The organism is Micromonospora sp. U21 (assembly GCF_018070045.1).
Taxonomy (GTDB): Bacteria; Actinomycetota; Actinomycetes; order Mycobacteriales; family Micromonosporaceae; genus Micromonospora.
This window is the reverse complement of sequence record NZ_JAGPYK010000003.1, coordinates 1-19,865: the sequence shown is the minus strand read 5'-3', so window position 1 is coordinate 19,865 and position 19,865 is coordinate 1. Positions and strand designations below refer to the sequence as shown.

Annotated in this window: 20 protein-coding genes and 1 pseudogene; 12 read left to right on the top strand and 9 right to left on the bottom strand. The window is 71.8% G+C overall.

Annotated elements, in window-relative coordinates; all coding sequences use genetic code 11:
• Window positions 1–64: 64 nt before the first annotated feature.
• Genes KBX63_RS04795 through KBX63_RS04785 form a run of 3 tightly spaced genes read left to right on the top strand, consistent with a single transcriptional unit; the run spans window position 65 to window position 2,846 of the window.
• On the top strand, window positions 65–691 hold the full coding sequence (locus KBX63_RS04795) for a GPP34 family phosphoprotein (protein WP_210908627.1): 627 nt from the start codon (window positions 65–67) through the stop codon (window positions 689–691).
• Between the two features lie 44 nt (window positions 692–735).
• Window positions 736–2,259 carry an APC family permease gene (locus KBX63_RS04790; RefSeq protein WP_210908626.1) on the top strand — a complete coding sequence of 508 codons (1,524 nt, stop codon included), beginning with the start codon at window positions 736–738 and terminating at the stop codon, window positions 2,257–2,259.
• Window positions 2,256–2,846 (top strand): N-acetyltransferase, encoded by a 591-nt coding sequence (locus tag KBX63_RS04785; protein ID WP_210908625.1) that lies wholly within the window; start codon window positions 2,256–2,258, stop codon window positions 2,844–2,846. The genes KBX63_RS04790 and KBX63_RS04785 overlap by 4 nt, the downstream gene beginning before the upstream one ends.
• Window positions 2,847–2,966: 120 nt before the next feature.
• Here the strand turns inward: KBX63_RS04785 and KBX63_RS04780 are convergent, their stop codons facing one another.
• Window positions 2,967–3,788 carry a SigB/SigF/SigG family RNA polymerase sigma factor gene (locus tag KBX63_RS04780; RefSeq protein WP_210908624.1) on the bottom strand — a complete coding sequence of 274 codons (822 nt, stop codon included), beginning with the start codon at window positions 3,786–3,788 and terminating at the stop codon, window positions 2,967–2,969.
• A gap of 378 nt (window positions 3,789–4,166) precedes the next feature.
• Between KBX63_RS04780 and KBX63_RS04775 the strand changes: the two genes are divergently transcribed.
• A complete protein-coding gene (locus KBX63_RS04775; protein ID WP_210908623.1) occupies window positions 4,167–4,925 on the top strand; it encodes a hypothetical protein in 759 nt (252 codons plus the stop codon).
• On the opposite strand, the gene KBX63_RS04770 is transcribed toward KBX63_RS04775, so the two are convergent.
• Window positions 4,874–6,463 (bottom strand): phospholipase D-like domain-containing protein, encoded by a 1,590-nt coding sequence (locus KBX63_RS04770; RefSeq protein ID WP_210908622.1) that lies wholly within the window; start codon window positions 6,461–6,463, stop codon window positions 4,874–4,876. The two genes, KBX63_RS04775 and KBX63_RS04770, sit on opposite strands and share 52 nt — an antisense overlap.
• 132 nt (window positions 6,464–6,595) lie before the next feature.
• On the opposite strand from KBX63_RS04770, the gene KBX63_RS35910 reads away from it, so the two are divergent.
• Complete coding sequence (locus tag KBX63_RS35910) at window positions 6,596–6,724, top strand: hypothetical protein (RefSeq protein WP_255421212.1); 129 nt, start codon at window positions 6,596–6,598, stop codon at window positions 6,722–6,724.
• 61 nt (window positions 6,725–6,785) lie between these two features.
• Here KBX63_RS35910 and KBX63_RS04765 read toward each other — a convergent pair whose 3' ends face one another.
• Together KBX63_RS04765 and KBX63_RS04760 are read right to left on the bottom strand one after the other, a co-directional pair.
• Window positions 6,786–7,772 carry a pirin family protein gene (locus KBX63_RS04765; RefSeq protein WP_210908619.1) on the bottom strand — a complete coding sequence of 329 codons (987 nt, stop codon included), beginning with the start codon at window positions 7,770–7,772 and terminating at the stop codon, window positions 6,786–6,788.
• Between the two features lie 9 nt (window positions 7,773–7,781).
• Window positions 7,782–8,264, bottom strand: a complete 483-nt coding sequence (locus KBX63_RS04760) for a MarR family winged helix-turn-helix transcriptional regulator (RefSeq protein ID WP_210908618.1) — start codon at window positions 8,262–8,264, stop codon at window positions 7,782–7,784.
• A gap of 158 nt (window positions 8,265–8,422) precedes the next feature.
• On the opposite strand from KBX63_RS04760, the gene KBX63_RS04755 reads away from it, so the two are divergent.
• A complete protein-coding gene (locus KBX63_RS04755; protein WP_210908611.1) occupies window positions 8,423–8,956 on the top strand; it encodes a GNAT family N-acetyltransferase in 534 nt (177 codons plus the stop codon).
• A 43-nt stretch (window positions 8,957–8,999) separates the two neighbouring features.
• Here the strand turns inward: KBX63_RS04755 and KBX63_RS04750 are convergent, their stop codons facing one another.
• Entirely contained in the window at window positions 9,000–9,485 is a 486-nt protein-coding gene (locus tag KBX63_RS04750; protein ID WP_210908605.1) for an FBP domain-containing protein, read from the bottom strand.
• A gap of 60 nt (window positions 9,486–9,545) precedes the next feature.
• Between KBX63_RS04750 and KBX63_RS04745 the strand changes: the two genes are divergently transcribed.
• Window positions 9,546–10,142 (top strand): TetR/AcrR family transcriptional regulator, encoded by a 597-nt coding sequence (locus tag KBX63_RS04745; protein ID WP_210908604.1) that lies wholly within the window; start codon window positions 9,546–9,548, stop codon window positions 10,140–10,142.
• Window positions 10,143–10,170: 28 nt separating this feature from the next.
• Complete coding sequence (locus tag KBX63_RS04740) at window positions 10,171–10,758, top strand: DUF1684 domain-containing protein (protein ID WP_210908603.1); 588 nt, start codon at window positions 10,171–10,173, stop codon at window positions 10,756–10,758.
• Between the two features lie 44 nt (window positions 10,759–10,802).
• Here KBX63_RS04740 and KBX63_RS04735 read toward each other — a convergent pair whose 3' ends face one another.
• The gene (locus tag KBX63_RS04735; protein ID WP_210908602.1) at window positions 10,803–11,390 is read right to left on the bottom strand and encodes a general stress protein; all 588 of its coding nucleotides are present in this window, start codon (window positions 11,388–11,390) and stop codon (window positions 10,803–10,805) included.
• 122 nt (window positions 11,391–11,512) lie between these two features.
• Between KBX63_RS04735 and KBX63_RS04730 the strand changes: the two genes are divergently transcribed.
• The 3 genes from KBX63_RS04730 (at window position 11,513) to KBX63_RS04720 (ending at window position 17,031) form a co-directional block, all read left to right on the top strand.
• Entirely contained in the window at window positions 11,513–13,339 is a 1,827-nt protein-coding gene (locus KBX63_RS04730) for a glycoside hydrolase family 15 protein (protein WP_210908601.1), read from the top strand.
• A 153-nt stretch (window positions 13,340–13,492) separates the two neighbouring features.
• The gene (locus KBX63_RS04725) at window positions 13,493–16,390 is read left to right on the top strand and encodes a ricin-type beta-trefoil lectin domain protein (RefSeq protein ID WP_210908598.1); all 2,898 of its coding nucleotides are present in this window, start codon (window positions 13,493–13,495) and stop codon (window positions 16,388–16,390) included.
• A 140-nt stretch (window positions 16,391–16,530) separates the two neighbouring features.
• Window positions 16,531–17,031, top strand: a complete 501-nt coding sequence (locus KBX63_RS04720; protein WP_210908595.1) for a metallophosphoesterase — start codon at window positions 16,531–16,533, stop codon at window positions 17,029–17,031.
• Window positions 17,032–17,050: 19 nt separating this feature from the next.
• Here KBX63_RS04720 and KBX63_RS04715 read toward each other — a convergent pair whose 3' ends face one another.
• Entirely contained in the window at window positions 17,051–17,266 is a 216-nt protein-coding gene (locus KBX63_RS04715) for a DUF3072 domain-containing protein (protein WP_210909196.1), read from the bottom strand.
• 115 nt (window positions 17,267–17,381) lie between these two features.
• On the opposite strand from KBX63_RS04715, the gene KBX63_RS04710 reads away from it, so the two are divergent.
• Entirely contained in the window at window positions 17,382–18,320 is a 939-nt protein-coding gene (locus KBX63_RS04710) for an FAD-dependent oxidoreductase (protein WP_307871635.1), read from the top strand.
• 54 nt (window positions 18,321–18,374) lie between these two features.
• On the opposite strand, the gene KBX63_RS04705 is transcribed toward KBX63_RS04710, so the two are convergent.
• A complete protein-coding gene (locus tag KBX63_RS04705) occupies window positions 18,375–19,664 on the bottom strand; it encodes a cation:proton antiporter (RefSeq protein ID WP_210908592.1) in 1,290 nt (429 codons plus the stop codon).
• Window positions 19,665–19,762: 98 nt separating this feature from the next.
• Window positions 19,763–19,865: pseudogene (locus KBX63_RS35010) on the bottom strand (IS5/IS1182 family transposase); the annotation flags it as partial.

Below are 19,865 nucleotides of genomic sequence, written 5' to 3'. Positions count from 1 at the left end.
GGTAGCTGTCGGTGCATCCTTTGCCGGTCGCGATCACTGTGGACACACCCGTGCGGGAGGACCGTTGCTCATCGCCGACGAGTTCTTCCTCATCGCTCACAACGACAGCCGCGGCAAGGCCAAACTCCACCCGGCCGCGACCGGGCTCGGCCTGGCCGGTGGGCTGCTCGGCGAGTTGATCCTGTATGGACACATCACCGTCTCCGGCGGGCACGTCACCGTCATCGACCGGCGCCCGCCGGGCGACGCGCTGGCACACACCGTGCTCGACCAGTTGATCGGCGAGTCCCAGCACCAGGCGGTCCGCACCTGGCTCAGCTTCCTGGCGCAGAGCGCGACGACCTCGGTGGGGGAGCGGCTGGCCCGGGCCGGCATGCTGCGCCGCCAGGAGAGCCGCCGGCTGCTGCGCACCTCCGTCAGCTACCTGCCGATCGATCTCAACGCGGTGGCCTGGCCGGCCACCCGGCTGCGGGCCCTGCTGGACCGGCCGGACCCGCCGAGCGTGCCGGACGCCCTGCTGCTCGGCCTGGTGGTGGCCGCCGGACTGACCCGCGAGGTGCTGTGGAGCGCCGGCCCACGTGCCCACCACCGGCTGAACGTGCTCATCCCCGCGCTGCCGGCGCCGCTGAAGGAACTCGTCGGGCACACCGAGGCCGCCGTCGGCGCCGCCGTGCTCCGTGGCGTCCCATGATCCCCCGGTAACCCCACCCTCCCCTCGACAACCGGAGTAGTCGAATGCCCCCGACATCGACAGTCGACCGACCCAGCAACGTCTCCGAAGCGCTTGCCCGAGGCCGCCTCGGCGTCCCCTCGGTGATCTTCTTCGTGCTCTCCGCCGCCGCGCCACTGACCGTGGTGGCCGGTGTCGTCACCACCGGCTACGGCGTCATCGGGGTGACCGGCATCCCGCTGGCCTTCCTCGTGGTCGCCGCGGTGCTCGCCCTCTTCTCGGTGGGCTACGTGGCGATGTCCCGCCGGGTGGAGAACGCCGGCGCCTTCTACGCCTACATCTCCCGTGGTCTGGGCCGGCCGGCCGGCGTGGGCGCCGCCTGGGTGGCGCTGATCGCGTACAACGCGCTTCAGGTCGGGCTCTACGGCACCATCGGTGTCGCCGCCGAGCCGGTCCTCGACCGGATCTTCGGTGGGCACCCGCACTGGTCGATCGTCGCCCTGGTGGCGTGGGCGCTGGTGGGCCTGCTCGGTCTGCTCCGGGTGGACATCAACGGCCTGGTGCTGGCGGCGCTGCTGGTCGCCGAGATCGTGGTGATCCTGATCTTCGACCTGGGACAGCTCGGCAATCCGGCCGGCGGCGAGGTCAGTTTCGCCTCGTTCTCGCCGGACAACCTCTTCGTGCCCGGGGTGGGCGCGGTGCTCGTCCTGGCCATCCTCGGGTTCGTCGGCTTCGAGTCCGCGGTGGTGTTCAGCGAGGAGAGCAAGGATCCCAAGCGCACGGTGCCGCTGGCGACGTACCTCTCGGTCGCGATCATCGCCGGGCTGTACGCGCTCTCCTCCTGGACCATGACGGTCGCCGTCGGGCCGGACCAGATCGTCGCCGCGGCCGGCGAGCAGAGCGTCGGGCTGATCTTCAACCTGGCCGGCGAGCACCTCGGTGACACCGCCGTCACCATCGGCCAGGCGCTCTTCCTGACCTCGGTACTGGCCGCGATGATCTCGTTCCACAACACCACGGCCCGCTACACGTTCGCGCTCGGTCGGGAGCGGGTGCTGCCGGCGGTGTTCGGGCAGACCTCGCCGCGCAGCGGCGCGCCGCGGGCCGCCTCGCTGGCGCAGAGCGTCCTCGGCCTCGTGGTCATCCTGCTGTACGCGGTGAACGGCTGGGACCCGGTGGTCAAGCTGTTCTTCTGGGGCGGCACCACCGGCGGGTTCGGCGTGCTGCTGCTGATCGCCACCACCTCGGTGGCCGTGATCGTCTACTTCCTCCGTGCCGGCGGCGGCGAGACGCTCTGGCGGCGGATCATCGCACCCGGCCTGGCCACCCTCGCGCTCTTTGTGATCATCTGGCTAGCCGTGTCGAACTTCGCCAACCTGCTCGGCGTCGCGCCGGACTCCACCCTGCGCTGGGCGCTGCCGGCGGTCTACCCGGTGGCGGCCGCGTTGGGCGTCGGCTGGGCGCTGGTGCTGCGCAGCAGCCGCCCGGACACGTATGCCCGGATCGGCCTCGGCGCGGCGAGCGCCGCGGCCGCCGTGCAGCCGGCGGAGCAGCCGTCGGCACCGGCCGGCGCGGAGGTGCCCCGATGAGCGTGGCCATCGGCCGGCTCGGGCTCGAGGACACCGCGCTGGTGGCCGGCCGGATCGCCCAGGCGTTCACCGCCCTGGAGGTGACCCGCTGGCTGGTGCCCGACGCGAGCAAGCGGGAGGCCGTGCTGGCCGGAAACTTCGAGATCCTGGTCGAGCACGCGATGCGGCACGGCCTGGTGTACGCCAGCGTGGACCGGGCCGCGGTCGCGGTCTGGTTCCCCTCGGTCGGCGAGCCGGCCCCGCCGCCGCCCGACTACGATGCCCGGCTCGCCGCTGCCTGCGGTGACTGGACCGACCGGTTCCAGCATCTCGACGAGTTGTTCGCGGCGAACCACCCGCATCCGGACCACCACCATCTGGCCTTCCTGGCGGTCCAGCCGGACCGACAGGGGCGGGGGCTGGGCACCGCGCTGCTGGAGCACCACCACGCGTGGCTGGACGCCAACGGGATGCCCGGTTACCTGGAGGCGAGCAGCCCGCGCAGCCGGGACCTGTACGCGCAGCACGGCTACCGGGCCGGCGAGCCGTTCCGGGTGCCGGACGGCACGCCGTTCTGGCCGATGTGGCGGGAGCCGGTGAGCCGCTGACGGGACTGGCCGCCACACTGCCCGGCCGGTACGCACAGCGGACGCGCTGTAACGTTCGCGTGACAATTCGTAGCGCGATGGAGGGCCGGGTCGACGACCCGGCCCTCCATCGTGAACCGCCTAGTACGTGCCGTCGAGCTGGCCGCGCAGCTTGGTCAGCGCCCGGGCCAGCAGCCGGGAGACGTGCATCTGCGAGACGCCGATCTGCTCGGCGATCTGCGACTGCGTCAGGTTGCCGTAGAACCGCAGGGTGAGGATCTTCTGCTCCCGCTCGTCGAGCGTGGCCAGCGCCGGGCCCAGGGCGACCCGCAGCTCAGCGAGCTCGAACTCGGCGTCCTCGCCGCCGAGCATGTCACCCAGCTCGGTGGCACGCTCGCCGTCGCCGGTCGGGGTGGACAGCGACACCGCGTTGTACGCGCGGGCGCCTTCCAGGCCCTCCAGCACCTCTTCCTCGGTGAGCTTGAGGTGGGCGGCGATGTCGGCGACGGTCGGCGAGCGGCCGAGGGTCTGCAGGAGCGAGCTGTTGGCGTCGGAGATGGCCAGCCGCAGCTCCTGGAGCCGGCGGGGCACCCGGATGTCCCAGGTGCGGTCGCGGAAGTGCCGCTTGAGTTCGCCAATGATCGTGGGGATGGCGTACCCGGCGAAGTCGACGCCGCGGGACGGGTCGAACTTGTCGATGGCCTTGATGAGGCCGACCGCGGCGGTCTGCGCCAGGTCGTCGGTGGGCTCGCCCCGCCCGCTGTAGCGGTGGGCGAGGTGGTTGGCCAGCGGCAGCCAGGCCTCGATCGCCCGATCCCGCAGAGCGGCGCGCGACGGGTGGGTGGTCGGCAGCGCGGCCATGGCGTTGAGCAGGTCGGTGGCGCTGTCGGTGAGGGCGCGCGGGTCGAGCTTCGTGCTCTTCGTCGTGGTGCTCGACTGCTCAGTGATCGTTGGCGCGGTCATGGGTGGTCCTCCCTGCACCTCGTCCGCGGACAAAAAGACGTGACGCTCTGGTTTAGCTTCGTATGGGCCGTTCGGGACTCACCTTAACCTGATCGTCTCCCCGAAACCTAGCCGAAAGGCTGATGTACTTAAGCCCTTTTGGCGAGCAGAAGAGACAAATCGGGTGGCTGCTTGGTCGGCTGTGAGATCTCTTGCCGGTTCCTGCGCACCCGCCCGGCCGCCCGGCCGTCCCACCCCGGCCTGACCGGTCGGCCCACCGCACCCGGCCGAGCGGTCAACATGAAATCCGACATCTGGACCGAGGTGTCTACTATCCGTCGTTGTCCCGCCGGTGGGACTAGCCGTAGCGTCGGTGTACACACCCGGTTCGGAGGCACCGTGCTCGATCCAGCCGCTCCCCAGCTCGTCGTGAACAGTCGCACGCTCTACTTCAGCTGGTTGCCGGCGGATCCGGACGCGGTGGCCGCTCTGGTCCCGGCCGGCCTGCGTCCCCGCCCGGACCGACAGGTGTTCCTCAACCAGTACATCGTCGACGACGAGACGCAGACCTCCGGCTTCGGCGCGTACTCGCTGACCTACCTCGGCGTCTCGCTGACCGGAGTGGACGCCCCCGGCGGCCTCAGCCCGGGCGGCTGGTGGACCCACTACGTGGCGTCCAGTCGCACCGTCCGGGACTACGCCGCCGCCCGCGGCGCCCCGGCGATCACCGGCCGCACCAGCATCGAGGTGCGCGGCGGCGAGCTGGTCTCGGTGACCGAGGCCGACGGGGCGCCGCTGATCCGCGCCCGTTGCCGGGTCGGGGAGACCGGCCACGTGATCAGCAGCGGGCACCACCGCTACTTCACCCGCCGCGACGGGCAACTGCTCAGCGCCGTCTACCCGTTCGTGGCGGAGCCGGTCGCCCCGTTCGAGATCGAGTCGGTCGAGTTCCTGGAGCCCGGTCACCCGATGTACGCGCTACGGCCAGCCAACCCGCTGACCATCGGCTTCGGCTACTACTCGCCGCGCTCCTCGTTCGCCTACCCCGGCGGGCTCAGCGTGTACCCGGGCGGGAGCGGCCCGCCACCGGCGCCGGCCCGCTCGGCTCACCAGGTGCCGGCCAACCTGGTCCGCAGCGGCCTGCCGTCCGGGTCGTAGACCAACCGGTAGATCGGCAACGCCCAGGCGCGGGTGTACCAGCGCAGTCGATCGGGGCGGTGCGGGCGCAGCCGGCCGGGCGGACGGGCACCCACCTGGCCACCGTCGTACCACTGTTGCAGCGCGTCGGCAGCCGCCGTGACGGCCGCGACGGCGTCCGTGGGGTCGAGCAGGTCGGCGTCGTCCGCGCCGGCCGGGTCGCGGTCCAGGTGTTCGCGCCAGAGCCGCAGCCGTAACTCCCGGGCGAAGACCCGCGCCCCGTCGCCCTGCCCCGCCGGATCGGTGGGCTTGCGCTGGTCGCGGGTGTCGTCGAGCACCGCACAGGACAACTCGCTGTCGTGCGTCCACGAGCGGCGGTTGAAGTTGTCGCTGCCCACGCTGGCCCAGACGTCGTCGACCACGCAGACCTTCGCGTGCACGTAGACCGGGTCGCCGACGTGATTCTCCACGTCGAACACGTGCACCCGGTCCGGAGCGGCCCGCTCGCACAGCGACAACGCCTGCTCACGGCCGACCATGTTCGGCGGCAGCGCGAGCCTGCCGTCCACGTCCGGGTGTCTGGGCACCACCGCGATCAGGTGCAGCTCCGGGTTGTCGCGCAGGGCGTGCGCGAACAGATCCGCGACCTCGCTCGACCAGAGGTACTGGTCCTCCAGATAGATGAGCCGGCGGGCACGGCGTACCGCCTTGGTGTAGCCCCGGGCCACCGACCGTTCGCCGTGCGGTGCGAAGGAGTAGCGCGGTCGGACCGCGGGGTAGGTACGCAGCACCTGGATCTGGTGCGGACCGCAGGGCGGCGGGTCGGCAGGCTGCCCGGGCAGCGGGTCCGGGCGGAGGTCCGTGCCGCTCAGCCGGTCCCGCAGGTAGGCCATCGGGTTCTCCGAGTCCAGCGGCATCGGGTCGGTCCAGCGCTCCCGGAACACGGTGTCCAGCGCGCCGACCACCGGTCCGCGTACCGCGAGCTGCACGTCGTGCCAGGGCGGGTTGGGGCCGTACCGGGGAGACATCCGCACCGGCTGCGGGTCGCCGTGGTGCGCGGCGCCGTCCCGCCGGCTGTGGCACAGGTCGATTCCCCCGGCGAACGCGATGTCCCGTTCCGGGGCGCCCGGATGCCGCAGCACCACCAGCTTCTGGTGGTGCGAGCCGCCACGGCGCACCCGCTGGTCGAGCAGCACCTCTCCGCCGGCCGCGCAGATCACCTCGCTGAGGTCGCGGTTCTCCGCCTCGCTGTAGGTCAGCGCGTCGAGGTGGGAGCGCCAGATCAGCCCCTTGACCACCACCCCGCGCTGGGCGGCCTGGGCGAAGAGCTGGGCCACGGTCGGGCCGTCCGGGCGCAGCCGCTGGTCCGGATCACCCCGCCAGTCGGTGAAGAAGAGGTGGTCGCCGGCCGTCAGTGCCTGCACCTCGTCGACCAGCCGGTCGAAGTACGCCGCACCGTGAATCAGTGGCTCGGCGAGGTTTCCGGTGGTCCAGACGGGTAACACAGAGACCGGGTTGGCCCGTTCCTGTGCGGTGAGGAACCAGTCCTGCAACGGCAACGTCCAGCCCCCCCGAGGTCGACAACGTCCTCACGGTAGGACCCCCGACGCGGGTCCGCACGCCAGGGCCGGCAGACCGACCACCTGGCGACACCACCGGAACGACGTGACAACAACCGAGGAGGCCACACCATGCCCCGCGAGACGACGAACCCCGTGACCGAGTACCGCGAGCCGGCGGTGGAGAGCGAACGGGGGGCGTTGGTAGCGGTGTTGGTGATGGTGATTCTCGGCGTGGCTGGGATTTTCGCCGTCTCCTGAGGCGGCGCCAGCGCCCCCGGTGTACGGGGGCGCCGGCGCCGATCTCAGCGGTTGACCGTGGTCAGGGCCGGGCGCCCTGACCGCCGGTGTGCGGCAGCCGCTCGGAGGGAATCACGCCGAGCCGACCGGCCTGGTAGTCCTCGAACGCCTGGATCAGCTCGTCCCGGGTGTTCATCACGAACGGGCCGTACTGTGCCACCGGCTCCCGGATCGGCTGACCGCCCATGATGTAGAGGTCCAGCGCAGGGGTGTTGCTGTCCTGCGTGGCGTCCGCGCTGAAGCGCAGCGCGTCGCCCGGGCCGTGCACCGCGAGCTGGCCGGTCCGTACCGGCCGGCGGTCGGTGCCGACGGTGCCCCGCCCGCCGAGTACGTAGACCAGGGCGTTGAACTCCGGCTGCCAGGGCAGGTCGACCTGCGCCCCCGGCTGCACGGTGACGTGCGTGATGGTGATCGGGGTGAAGGTGGAACCCGGGCCGCGGTGCCCGGCCACCTCACCGGCGATGACCCGGATCAGCGCACCGCCGTCGGGCGTCGTGAGCAGCGCCGACTCCCGGCCCCGGATGTCCTGGTAGCGGGGCGGGTTCATCTTGGCCGCGCGGGGCAGGTTGACCCAGAGCTGGGTGCCGTGGAAGAGACCACCGCTCGTCACGAGGTGCTCCGGCGGGGCTTCGATGTGCAGCAGCCCGCTCCCGGCGGTCATCCACTGGGTGTCGCCGTCGGTGATGGTGCCGCCGCCACCCTGCGAGTCCTGGTGGTCGAAGACGCCGTCGATGATGTACGTGACGGTCTCGAAGCCACGGTGCGGGTGCCAGGGGGTGCCCTTCGGCTCGCCCGGCGCGTAGTCCACCTCACCCATCTGGTCGAGGTGGATGAACGGGTCCAGGTCGGTCGCCGGCACCCCGGCGAAGGCCCGGCGGACCGGGAAGCCCTCGCCCTCGAAGCCGCTGGGCGCGGTGGTCACCTTGCGGACCGGGCGGATCTTGGCGGACTCGTCGAGCTGGGGCAGCCGGGGAAGGACGAGGACGTTGTCAACGGTGATCGCGGGCATCGAAGGCTCCTAGTTCGTGGCGTGGGTGGTCGACGTGGCCCGGGCCGCCCGCAGGCGGTCACCGAGCCGGCCGAAGACCCGGGTGAGGCAGGCGACCTCGGCGTCGTCGAGGTCGTCCATCAGGTGGGTACGCACCGACGCCAGATGGTGCGGCGCGGCTTCCCGCAGAGCGAGCAGCCCAGCGGCGGTGAGCACCGCCTCGCTGCCCCGTCGGTCGTCCGGGCAGGACTCCTTGCTGACCAGGCCGCGGCGTTGCATTGAGGAGATCTGGTACGTCAACCGGCTGGGCGAGAAGACCAGTCGGCCGGCCAGCTCGCCCATCCGCAGCCGCTGCCCCGGTGCCTCGGAGAGCAGGACCAGCACGTGGTAGTCGGCGAAGCTGAGGTCGCTGTCGGCCCGAAGGTCCTCTTCCAGCTGGGTGTAGAGGCGCTGGCTGGCCTCGATGTAGGCGCGCCAGGCGGCCTCTCGGGTGCTGTCCAGGCTTCTTGTCACGTCCACGACGATAGCACTCTTTCAAAATTTAACTAGTCCCTGTGAGTGTTGTCTGGGTCACATTCGAGCGGTCGATGGCCGGGATTCGTGCAGCTTTGAAAGAAGTCGCCAATGATCCGGCGGGGCGGGCGGGGCGCGATGTACCAGACTCCGCCCTCGTGGATCACGTGGAGCTCACCGCCGCCGACCTGTTGCTGCGCCCCTGGGTGGAGGCGGACGTCCCCGCATTGCGCGACGCCCTGCACGACCCGGCCATCGCCCAGTGGAACCCGCACGGTGGTGGCCCGATCGACGACGAGGCCGCCCTGCTGTGGGTGCGCCGCCGGGTCGACTGGTCCGGCGGCGACCATGCCTCGATGGCGGTGACCGCCGCGGCCGGCGGGGACCTGCTGGGCTCGGTGTCGCTGTACCACATCCATCACGGCGACGCGTCCATCGGTTACTGGACGGTGCCGGCGGCGCGCGGGCGCGGGGTGGCGGTGCGGTCCGTCGTCCGGCTCACCGACTGGGCGTTCGCCGACCTCGGGCTGCACCGGGTGGAGCTGTGCCACGCGGTGGCCAACCGGGCGTCCTGCCGGGTCGCCCACCGGGCCGGCTACCTCGCGGAGGGGACGCTGCGCGAGTCGTACCGGTACGGCGACGGCCGTCGCCACGACGAGCACCTGCACGCGCGCCTGTCCACCGACCGCTAGGCGGTCGAAGCACGTCAGGATTCGCGTGCGGCGTACGTCGGGCTCACTCGAGCACTCTGCGCAGGAAGGCGCCGAGGATGGTCGTCGTGCGGTCGATCTTCTCCTCCAGGGTGATGGTCTCGTCCAGGCGTCGCCCAGCGTCCTTCCTGCCCCGCAGGTAGAACGAGCAGGCCAGGTCGGAGCAGACGTAGACCCCCACGGAGTTGCCCTGCCGCCCGTCCCGGCCGGCCTTGCGGGCGGTCATCAGCGAGACGCCGTCCCCGGTGTGCGTGGTCAGGCAGAGCGAGCACATGCTGCGCCGGGCGCGCCCGGTCTGCGGGGCCACCCGCAACGCCACCCCGACCAACCCGCTGTCGGACTCGGCGACCAGGTAGGCCCGCTGCGTCGCGGCGGGGTCGCGCCAGCCGAGGAAGTCGAGGTCGACCCACGGTCGCGTCTCAAGATCGTTCGGTACGGCCAGCCGCTTCGCCTCGCCCTGCGTGCAGTTGACGAAAGACGCGCGGATGGCGCGCTCGGTTATCGCTAGCATAGGTAGTAGCCTAGCTCTCCTAGGCAAACCATAAAGACGGCTAGGTTTGGGGTGTGCGGGATGGCACGTGCCGGGGTGACCGCCGAACGCCTGACCCTGGCCGCGGCCGAGCTGGCCGACGAGATCGGCATGGAGAACGTGACCGTCGCCGCGCTCGCCCGGCGTTTCGGCGTCAAGGACGCGAGCCTGTACTTCCACATCAGGAACGCACAGGACCTGCGGGTCAGGGTGGCGCTGCTGGCGCTCGCGGAGCTTGCCGACCGGGTGGCTGCCGCGCTCGCCGGCCGCGCGGGCAAGGACGCGCTGGTGGCCTTCGCCAACGCGTACCGGGACTACGCGACGCGGCACCCGGGCCGGTACGCCGCGATGCAGATCGACCTCGACCCGGAGACGGCCGCCGCGAGCGCCGGCGTCCGGCACGCCGAGATGACCCGGGCGATCCTGCGTGGCTACCGGCTCTCCGAGCCCGACCAGACCGACGCGGTCCGGATGATGCACAGCACGTTCCACGGGTTCGTCAGCCTGGAGAAGACCGGCGGCTTCCGGCACACCCCCCGTACGACGGACGCCTCCTGGTCCCGCGCCCTGGACGCCCTCGACGCGGTCCTCAGCAACTGGCCGCCCGCCGAGAGTACCGACGCGGAGACGGCTCGGTGACGTACGGCGACCGCCTAGGCTCGACAGCGTGGATGATCTGGAGTTGGCCGACTGGCGGGAGCGGGTAGCCCGGCTGTACCTGTCCGACGTCGACCTGGCGGGGTTCCGCGCCGGCCGCAATCAGCTCTTCGCCACCCACCCGCAGAGCCCCATCCCGTCGGCGGAGAGACCGGGCTTCTCCGGAGTGCGCTACTTCCCGCCCAACCCGGCCGCCGTGGTGGAAGCGCCCCTGCGCCCGGCCAGCGGTGAGCTGCGGATCGACACCGGCGGCCCGGACGGGGTGGTCGCGTACCGGCGGGTCGCGGTGGCCGAGACGTCGTGGGGGCCGCTGACCCTGTGGTGGATCGAGGCGTACGGGGGCGGGCTGTTCGTGCCGCTGCGCGACGGCACCTGCGGGCGGGAGACCTACGGCGGAGGCCGGTACCTCACCGACACGGTGAAGGGCACCTTCGGCCGGGGCCTCGAGCTGCTGCCCGGCGACCGGGTCCGGCTGGACGCCAACTATCTCTACAACCCGTCCTGTGCATACGATGACCGCTGGGCGTGCCCGCTGGCACCGCCGGAGAACCGGGTCGACGTGCCGCTGCGGGCCGGCGAGCTGGCGTACCACGACTGAACGGCCGCCCCAGCGTGCTGCCGGGACGGCCGGTCGAACCGCTCTCAGCCGGCGCTCGTGGCCGAACCGGACATCTGCATCCGACCCAGCAACTGCCGGGCCTGGTCCGCGAGCTGCGCGTCGACGATCACCGCGTACTGGCCGGCGCGTAGCGAGCTGGCCGAGGTGAAGTCCCGCTGGCCGCCGGTCATCGCGTGCGCGACGGCGCCGAACACGGCACCCCAGATCGCGCCGATGACCAGCCCGACCAGGATCACCGCCAGCCAGTTGCCGACCGTGAAGATGCCGAACAGCAGGCCGATGAAGAGCCCGAACCAGGCGCCGGTGCCGGCGCCGAGCAGCGCGGCGCGGCCGGTGGTCATCCGCCCGAGCACCGTCTCCACCAGCGTGAGATTGGTGCCGACGATCGCGCTGTGCTCCACGGGGAAGCGGTTGTCGGCGAGATAGTCGACTACGCGCTGCGCGGCCGGATAGTCCGGATACGAGCCGATTGTCACGGTGGGCGGGCCGGTCTCCGGCCCGTGCCCGTCACCGGACGGCGCCGACGGACGGCCGGCCGGGCCGGACGGCAGCAGATCGCCACCCTGTGTGCCGGGCCGCCACGCGGCGGCCGGCCCCGAAGCTGACGTCATGAGCATCCTCCCTCGTCAAGCCGTCCGGGTTCCCGCCCGCGCCGTTCGGTAACGCCAGCAACCACGGTGGATGCCGTGCCGTTCGGCAGGAATGCGCCCGGACGCCCCGGGTAGGTAACCGGGTGCAGAGCGGACAGATCAGCGACCACGGCTTCCTCGCCGACGGCCGCAGCGCGGTGCTGGTGGACCGCTCCGGCTCGGTGAACTGGTGGTGCCCGGGCCGGTTCGACGCACCGTCGGTGTTCGGGCGACTGCTCGACGAGAATGCCGGGCACTGGTCGATCCAGCCGGAGGGCGAGTTCAGCGTCGAGCGCTGCTACCTCGACGACACGCTGGTACTGCGGACCGTATTCCGCACCGGGCAGGGGGAGGTGGCGCTGACCGACGCGCTCGCCTTCGAGCCCGGGGCGCGCAACCACGACATCGGGCTCCGCTCGCCGCAGGTGCTGGTCCGCAGCGTGCAGGGCCTCTCCGGCGAGGTGCCGATGCGGGTGCACTACCGGCCACGCTTTGAGTACGGGCGGACCACCGCGTTCCTCGTCGAGCGGGACGGCACGCTGGAGGCCATCGCCGGGGCCGCGCGGCTCACCCTGCGCGGCAGTGTGCCCCTGTGCTGTGGCGAGGGTGAGGCCACCGCGACGTTCACTGCCCGCTCCGGTTCGGTCCACAACTTCACCCTCGGGTGCGCCCCGACCTACGACGCACCGCCGCCGGAGGTGCCGGACGCCGACCGGACGATCGCCGACACGGTCGCCGGCTGGCGGTCCTGGGTCGAACGGCACGAATACCAGGGGTGCTACCCCGAACAGGTGCGACGCAGTGCGCTGGTGGTGCAGGGCATGACGTACCGGCCCAGCGGGGCGGTGGCGGCGGCGACCACCTCATTGCCGGAGAAGCTCGGTGGGAACCGGAACTACGACTACCGCTACGTCTGGGTGCGCGACTTCAGTCTCACCCTGCGGGCGTTGTGGCGGTCGGCCTGCTTCGACGAGGTGCAGCGGCAGTTCTCCTGGGTGAGCCGGGCGATGGGCCGGATCGGCGACGAGCCGGTGCCGATCATGTACGGGGTGCATGGAGAACGGGACCTCACCGAGCACCGCCTGGAGCAGCTCGCCGGGTACCGCGACAGCCCGCCGGTGCTGATCGGCAACGACGCGTGGCGGCAGCGGCAGACCGACATCTTCGGCGAGGCGCTGGACGCCGCCTGGCTGATGCGCGACAAGATGGAGCCGATGGAGCCGGAGGTGCGCAACGTGCTGCGGGTGCTCGCCGACCAGGCCTTGGTGGACTGGCGGCGACCGGACGCGGGCATGTGGGAGGAACGCGGGATCGAACACCATCACGTGTCCTCGAAGGTGCAGTGCTGGGTCGCGCTGGACCGGGCGGTCCGCTTCGGCGACAAGCTGGGTGGACCGGAGGACGTGGCCCGCTGGGCGGTCGCCCGCGACGAGGTGCGCGCGACGGTGCTGGAGCGGGGATGGAGCGACCGGCTCGGTGCGTACACCGGGAGTTTCGAATCCGACGACCTGGATGCCTCGGTGCTGGTGATGCCGTTGGTGGGTTTCCTGCGGGCCGATGACCTGCGGATGCGCTCGACGATCCGGGCGGTGGAGCGGCGGCTGTCCCACGACGGCCTGCTGCGGCGCTGGGACGGTGATCCGGCGGGCTTCGTCATCTGCTCGTTCTGGCTGGTGGGTTGCCTGGCGTTGGGTGGTGAGCGGGACCGGGCGCACGAGTTGTTCCTCTGGCTGGCCGGTCGGGTCAACGATCTCGGCCTGTTCGCCGAGCAGATCGACCCGCTGACCGGTGAGCAGATGGGCAACTTCCCCCAGGCGTTCTCACACATCGGCCTGATCAACGCCGCGGGTCAGCTCACCGACGTCGAGCGGGATCCGGCGCTGCGGCATCGCGGCATGCCACCACCGCACTTCACCCCGACGCGGTCCTGACCAGGTCCTTTTGCAAAAATCTTGACGACTATCGATTCATTGGATCGAAGTTCTGTCGCGATGAAGTGAAAGACGTTAATGTCCGGGACACCCTGAGGTGCTCCTCCAGTCGGCGGGAGCGGCACCGAGTTCCCCCGGACACCTGGAGCTCTCGTGTCACGCACCCCGCGCCGACGTCTCGTCATCGCCACCGCCGCTCTGTTCGCCGTCCTGGTCACCGTCGGCTTCGCGCCATCGGCGAACGCCCGTCCCAACACCGAGCGTCCGCTCGCCGGCACTCCGGTGCCGGCGGCCGCAGCCCTCGCGCCACCGGCCACCACCGGATTCGAAAAGGTCGCCCTCGACGGCGGACTGTCCATGGGGGAGCCGATCGAGCTGGCCGTCGCCGGCGACGGCAAGGTCTTCTACATCAACCGGGGCACGAGCAGCGGCGGCGGTCAGGTCCGCCTCTACAACCCGGCGACGCGGTCCACCACCGTCGCGCTGACCCTGGCCCTGGACGCCCGGTTCGAGGACGGCCTGATCGGCATCACCCTGCACCCGGGCTTCGCCAGCAACCGCTGGGTGTACCTGTTCTACTCGCCCAAGGTCACCCCGCTGGTCAACCGGATCAGCCGGTTCACCTTCAACCCGTCCACCCTGCTGCTCGACCCGGCCAGCGAGGACGTGCTCATCGAGTGGCCCACCGAGCGGGACCTGTGCTGCCACTCGGCCGGCTCGATGAGCTGGGACACCGCCGGCAACCTCTACTTCGCCGTAGGGGACAACACCAACTCCGGCGGCGACTCCGCCGGGATGGCCCCGATCGACGAGCGGACCACTCGCAATCCGCAGTACGACGCGCAGCGCACCTCCAGCAACACCAACGACCTGCGCGGAAAGATCAACCGGATCCACCCGGAGAACGACGGCAGCTACACCGTCCCGGCCGGCAACCTCTTCGCCGCCGGCACCGCGCGGACCCGCCCGGAGATCTACGTGATGGGTGTGCGCAACCCGTACCGGATCTGGGTGGACCGCAAGGCCGGCAACACCCTCTACTGGGGAGAGGTCGGCCCGGACGCCGGTGCGGACCTCGCCAACCGCGGCCCGGCGGCGTACGACGAGTTCAACCGGGCCGCCGGGCCCGGCAATTACGGCTGGCCGTACTGCGGCGGCCCGAACGTGGCCTACAACGACTGGAACTTCGCCACCGCCTCGCCGCGCGGCTGGTTCCCGTGCGGCGGCTCCACCGGCCCGGTCAACGACTCGCCCCGCAACAGCGGCCTCCAGCAGCTCCCACCGACGAAGCCGGCGCTGGTCTGGGAGCAGCACGGCGGCAGCGACGACTGGCCGGCGCTGGACAACCCGGGCGGCTGTGGCTCGCCCAACCACGTCGAGGCCTACCACTACGACCCGAACCTCGCCTCGGACGTGAAGTGGCCGGCCTACTACGACAACAAGTGGCTGATCTCCGAGTACTGCCGCAACTGGATCAAGGAGGTCCAGTTCGACAACGGCAACCCGGCCACCGGCGCGCCGACGGTCATCGAGCCGGTGCTCGCCGGCATGAAGCTCGTCCACCCGATCGACTGGCAGTTCGGCCCGGACGGTTCGCTCTACCTGTTGGAGTACGGCAGCGGCTACTTCTCCGGGGCCACCGACGCCGGCCTGTACAAGATCAATTACGTCCAGGGTGGCCGGTCGCCGGTGGCCAAGGCCAGCGTGAACAGGGACAACGGCCTGGCCCCGCTGGCGGTCGCCTTCTCCAGCGCCGGCAGCTCCGACCCGGACGGCGAACAGCTCAGCTACGCCTGGGACTTCACCAACAACGGCAGCACCGACTCGACCGCGGCGAACCCCACCTTCACGTACACGGCCAACGGCAGCTACAGCGCCCGGCTCACCGTCAACGACGGCACCGGCCGCAGCGCGACCACGCTGGTGCCGGTGGTGGTCGGCAACAACCGGCCGACGGTCACTCTCAACGGGCTGCCCGCGGGCGGGCTCTTCGACTGGGGGCAGGACCTGACCGTCAGCGCCGCCGCCAGCGACCCGCAGGACGGCACTCCGGCCTGCTCGGCGGTGGTCGTCCGGGCCGCGCTCGGCCACCAGGAGCACGCCCACGAGGAGGGGGAGGGGACCGGCTGCGGCGCCACGTTCAACACCGGTGCGGTGCACGCCGGCCCCGACTCGGTGCTGTTCTTCGTGCTCCGGGGCAGCTACACCGACCGGGGAGCGACCGGCTCGGCGGCGCTGACCGGGGAGAAGGAGATCAGCCTCTATCCGAAACAGTGGCAGGCGGAGCACTTCGTCCAGCTCAACGGGCCCAAGGTGATCGACCAGTCGGCGGCTGAGGGCGGCCGGCGACTGGGCGACATCCAGAACGGCGAGAACGTCCGGCACCACGCGGTGAGCCTGAAGGGGATCACCGGGGTCCGGGCACGGGTCTCCTCCGGCGGCCCCGGGGGCACCGTCTCCTTCCGGTACGACTCGCCGACCGGCACCGAGGTCGCCCGGATCGCGGTGCCGAACACCGGCGGTTGGGACACCTACACCGAGCTGAGCACCACGGTGACCAGGCCGGACGACGGCACCCACGACCTGTACCTGGTCTTCACCGGCGGCAGCGGCGCGTTGCTGGACGTGGACAGCTACACCTTCACCGGCCCGGGGGTCGGCACCGGCGGCGCGCGCACCGGGGAGATCAAGGCCCTCGGCAAATGCGCGGACATCGCCTCCAGCCAGACCGCCAACGGCACCAGGGTGCAGACCTGGACCTGCAACGGCACCGGCGCGCAGCGCTGGACCCTGCCCGGCGACGGCACCGTGCGAGGGCTCGGCAAGTGCCTGGACGTGAAGGGCAGCGGCACCACCGACGGCGGCCTCGTGCAGCTGTACGACTGCAACGGCACCGGGGCGCAGCAGTGGGCCGCCCAGCCGGACGGCGGCCTGCGCAACCCGCAGTCCGGGCGCTGCCTGGACATCCCCAACTCCGACCTCACCGACGGTCGGCAGCTGCAGATCTGGACCTGCAACGGCTCCGGGGCGCAGCGCTGGACGCTGCCGTGACCGGCGGTTGATCGACTCCGTAGCCCGCTTCCCGGGGCGTCCCGACGTCGTGTCGCCCCGGGAAACGGGCCCCGGAGGCGATCCCGGCCGTCCACCCGCGTCCCCGGGTGGACGGCCAGGGCTCGGGGGACAATGCCGGGATGCGGCTCGTGCTCACGGCGGACACCCACCTACCGAAGCGGGCCCGGGATCTGCCCGGGCCGCTCTGGACGGCGATCGAGGCGGCGGACGTGGTGCTGCACGCCGGCGACTGGGTTGACGAGTCGCTGCTCGACGCGATGATCGCGCGCTCCCGCCGGCTGATCGGCGTCTACGGCAACAACGACGGCCCGGCGCTGCGCGCCCGGCTGCCGGAGGTGGCCCGGGCCGACCTCGACGGCCTGCGGGTCGCCGTGGTGCACGAGACCGGCGCCCGGACCGGTCGCGAGCAGCGGTGCGCGACCCGCTTTCCCGACGTCGACCTGCTCGTCTTCGGGCACTCGCACATCCCCTGGGACACCGAAGCCCCCGGCGGCCTGCGGCTGCTCAACCCCGGCTCACCCACCGACCGCCGCTCCCAGCCCCACGCCACCTACCTCACCGCCGAGGTGACCGCCGGCCGCCTGACCCAGGTCGAGCTGCACCGGCTGCCCCGCCGCTGACCCGACCCCTCGCCCGGTTTCACTGGCCCCGGCCCGTTTCGGCCTGGAGCTCGTCGATCCGCTTGGACGCCTCGGCCTTGGTCAGGTCGTCCGGCAGCTCCGCGTCCGCCTCTCGGGCGAGGGTGGCCAGGTAGGACTCCTGTGCCGCGGTGGGCGCCTCGTCGCCGGTGACCCACTCGTCCGGATCCTTGATCGCGCCGCGCGGGTCGGTCTGCTCGTTGTTGCGGTCCGTCATCGTCATCACCCTTTCTTCGAACAGGTGTGCCAGTACCCGGGCCGTCGCCGGTTCATGCCTGCTCGGCCCGTCCGCCGGCACCTACGATCACCGGATGAGCGTGGACCGGTCGGGTGTGGTGGTGGTCGGGGCGGGCATCGCCGGGGTGGCCTGTGCGGTGGAGCTGGCCGAGGCCGGGGTGCCGGTGCAGGTCCGCGAGCGGGGGCACGTGCGCGGTGGCCGGATGGCCAGCAAACGCTTTGACGGCCGCCCCGCCGACATCGGCGCCGCCTACTTCACCGCCAGCGACCCCGACTTCGCCGCGCTGGTCGAGCAGTGGCGCGCCGCCGGCCTGGTCCGCGAATGGACCGACACCTTCCAGGCGTACGACCGGGACGGGCGGCACGACGAGCCCGGGCCGATGCGCTTCGCCGCGCCGCGCGGTCTGCGCTCACTGGTCGAACATCTGGCCGGCGCGGTCCCGGTGACCGTCGACCGGTTGGTGCTCAGCGTGGAACCCGGGCCGGCCGTGGACGGCCAGCCGTGCGCGGCGGTCGCCCTGGCCATGCCGGGCCCGCAGGCCGCCCTGCTGCTCGACCCGGCCCTGGCCGACGCCACCCGGGTCGTGCAGGCGCAGCGCTGGTCGCCGTCGCTGGCCGCGGTGCTGCGCTTCCCGGCCCGGCGCTGGCCGGACTTTCGGGGCGCGTTCGTCAACGACCACCCGGTGCTCAGCCTGGTCTGCGACGACGGCGACCGGCGGGGCGACGCCGCCCCGGTGCTGGTCGCGCACACCGTGCCGGAGTTCGCCGCCGGCCACCTCGCCCAGCCCACCGGAGCCGGCCCGGTGATCGAGCAGGCGGTCCGGGACCTGCTGGGGTTGCCCGACGCGGCGGCCAACGTGCACGTGCACCGCTGGACGTACGCGAAGCCCACCACCAACCCCGGGGGCGGCACCCATCACCTGGACGCCGACCGGATCGGCCTGGCCGGTGACGCGTTCGGCAAGCCCCGGGTGCAGAGCGCCTGGCGCTCCGGGCGGGACCTCGGCCGCGCCCTGGCCGCCTGCCTCACCTGACGCCCGCCGGCCCTCGGCTGGCCGCCGGTGTCGGATCGACCGGCGGGCCGGGGCTCAGGCGCTGCCGGCGACCCGCTGGGCGGGCACGTCCGTTTCGGCCGGGCCGCTGGTCCGCTCGCCCTTCTGGTCCAGCAGTTGCATGACCGGGGTCGCCGCGATGCCGTGCACCACCACGGAGACGAGCACCACCAGCCCGACCGTGGCCCAGAGCAGCTCCGCCTGCGGGAAGTCCGCCTTCGTGGTGGCGTACGCCAGGTAGTAGAACGAGCCCACACCGCGGATGCCGAACAACGAGATCACCCAGTGCTCGGCCGGTCGGCCCGGCGCGCCGCGCAGCGACAACCAGCCGACCAGTGGCCGGACCAGGAACACCAGCGCCACCCCGACGGCCGCCGCCGGCCAGGTCAGCGGAGTGAGCAGCCCGCCGACGACCGCGCCGCCGAGCAGCAGCAACAGCACCAGGGTGAGCAGCCGTTCGATCTGCTCGGCGAAGTCGTGCAGCACCGAGTGGAACTCGTGGGTCCGCTCGGCGGCCCGGATCGCGCGGGCGGCCACGAACACCGCCAGGAACCCGTACCCGCCGACCACCTCCACCAGCCCGTACGCCAGGAAGGTCGCGGCCAGCGCCAGGAAACCCTCGGCGTGCCGGGCCAACCGCAGGTGGCTGGGCGCCCGGAAGAACAGCTTGCCGAGCAGCCAGCCGATGAGCAGGCCGCCGCCGACCCCGACGCCGACCTTCCAGAGCACGTCGACGGTGAACCAGTCGGCCAGCCAGTCCCGTGGCGCGAGGCTGGTCGAGGCGATGGCGATGGCCGCGTAGACGAACGGGAACGCCAGCCCGTCGTTGAGGCCCGCCTCGGAGGTCAACGCGAAGCGGACCTCGTCCTCGGAGTCCTCCACGTCGGTCGGCTCGCCGACCTGCACGTCGGCGGCGAGCACTGGATCGGTCGGGGCCAGGGCGGCGCCCAGCAGCAGCGCGGCGGCCGGCACCAGCCCGGCCCACCACCAGCCGAGCAGCGTCACCGCCGCGATGCACAGCGGCATCGCGATGACCAGCAGGCGCCAGGTGGACGACCACTTCGCCCAGCTCAACGGTCGGTCGATCTTGAGCCCGGCGCCCATCAGGGCGACGATCACCCCGATCTCGGTCAGGTGGGTGGTCAGCTCCGGGTGGGCCAGCGGGTCCGGTGTGGGCAGCCCGATCGGCAGCAGGAAGACCAGCATCCCCAGTGCGAGGAAGGCGATCGGCATGGACAGCGGCCGTCGCTCCAGCACCCGGGGCAGGATGCCGGCGAGCAGGGCGCCCAGACCCACCAGCGCGAACGCCACGTCTACCGGCTCCACCGTGCCACCTTCCGGCCGCGCCCACGGGTTGCGGGCAGGTGGTCACAGACCATGCCCCGCGAGCCGTACGTGTAAGTGGTCGCGCAAATAGGTGGGCTTCATGGTCGGCGGGTGGGGCGGGTGTCCCATCGGTACAAGATCCACGCCTGGCGGATGAGGCTACGGATGGTGATGATGGCGTCGGCGAGGTCGAAGTAGGCG

Excerpts from the sequence above, each read along its gene's own strand:
- KBX63_RS04790 (WP_210908626.1), top strand. The coding sequence starts at position 736 with ATGCCCCCGACATCGACAGTCGACCGACCCAGCAACGTCTCCGAAGCG.
- KBX63_RS04785 (WP_210908625.1), top strand. The coding sequence starts at position 2,256 with ATGAGCGTGGCCATCGGCCGGCTCGGGCTCGAGGACACCGCGCTGGTG.
- KBX63_RS04780 (WP_210908624.1), bottom strand. The coding sequence starts at position 3,788 with ATGACCGCGCCAACGATCACTGAGCAGTCGAGCACCACGACGAAGAGC.
- KBX63_RS35910 (WP_255421212.1), top strand. The coding sequence starts at position 6,596 with ATGCCCCGCGAGACGACGAACCCCGTGACCGAGTACCGCGAGCCGGCG.
- KBX63_RS04765 (WP_210908619.1), bottom strand. The coding sequence starts at position 7,772 with ATGCCCGCGATCACCGTTGACAACGTCCTCGTCCTTCCCCGGCTGCCC.
- KBX63_RS04750 (WP_210908605.1), bottom strand. The coding sequence starts at position 9,485 with ATGCTAGCGATAACCGAGCGCGCCATCCGCGCGTCTTTCGTCAACTGC.
- KBX63_RS04745 (WP_210908604.1), top strand. The coding sequence starts at position 9,546 with ATGGCACGTGCCGGGGTGACCGCCGAACGCCTGACCCTGGCCGCGGCC.
- KBX63_RS04735 (WP_210908602.1), bottom strand. The coding sequence starts at position 11,390 with ATGACGTCAGCTTCGGGGCCGGCCGCCGCGTGGCGGCCCGGCACACAG.
- KBX63_RS04720 (WP_210908595.1), top strand. The coding sequence starts at position 16,531 with ATGCGGCTCGTGCTCACGGCGGACACCCACCTACCGAAGCGGGCCCGG.
- KBX63_RS04715 (WP_210909196.1), bottom strand. The coding sequence starts at position 17,266 with ATGACGGACCGCAACAACGAGCAGACCGACCCGCGCGGCGCGATCAAG.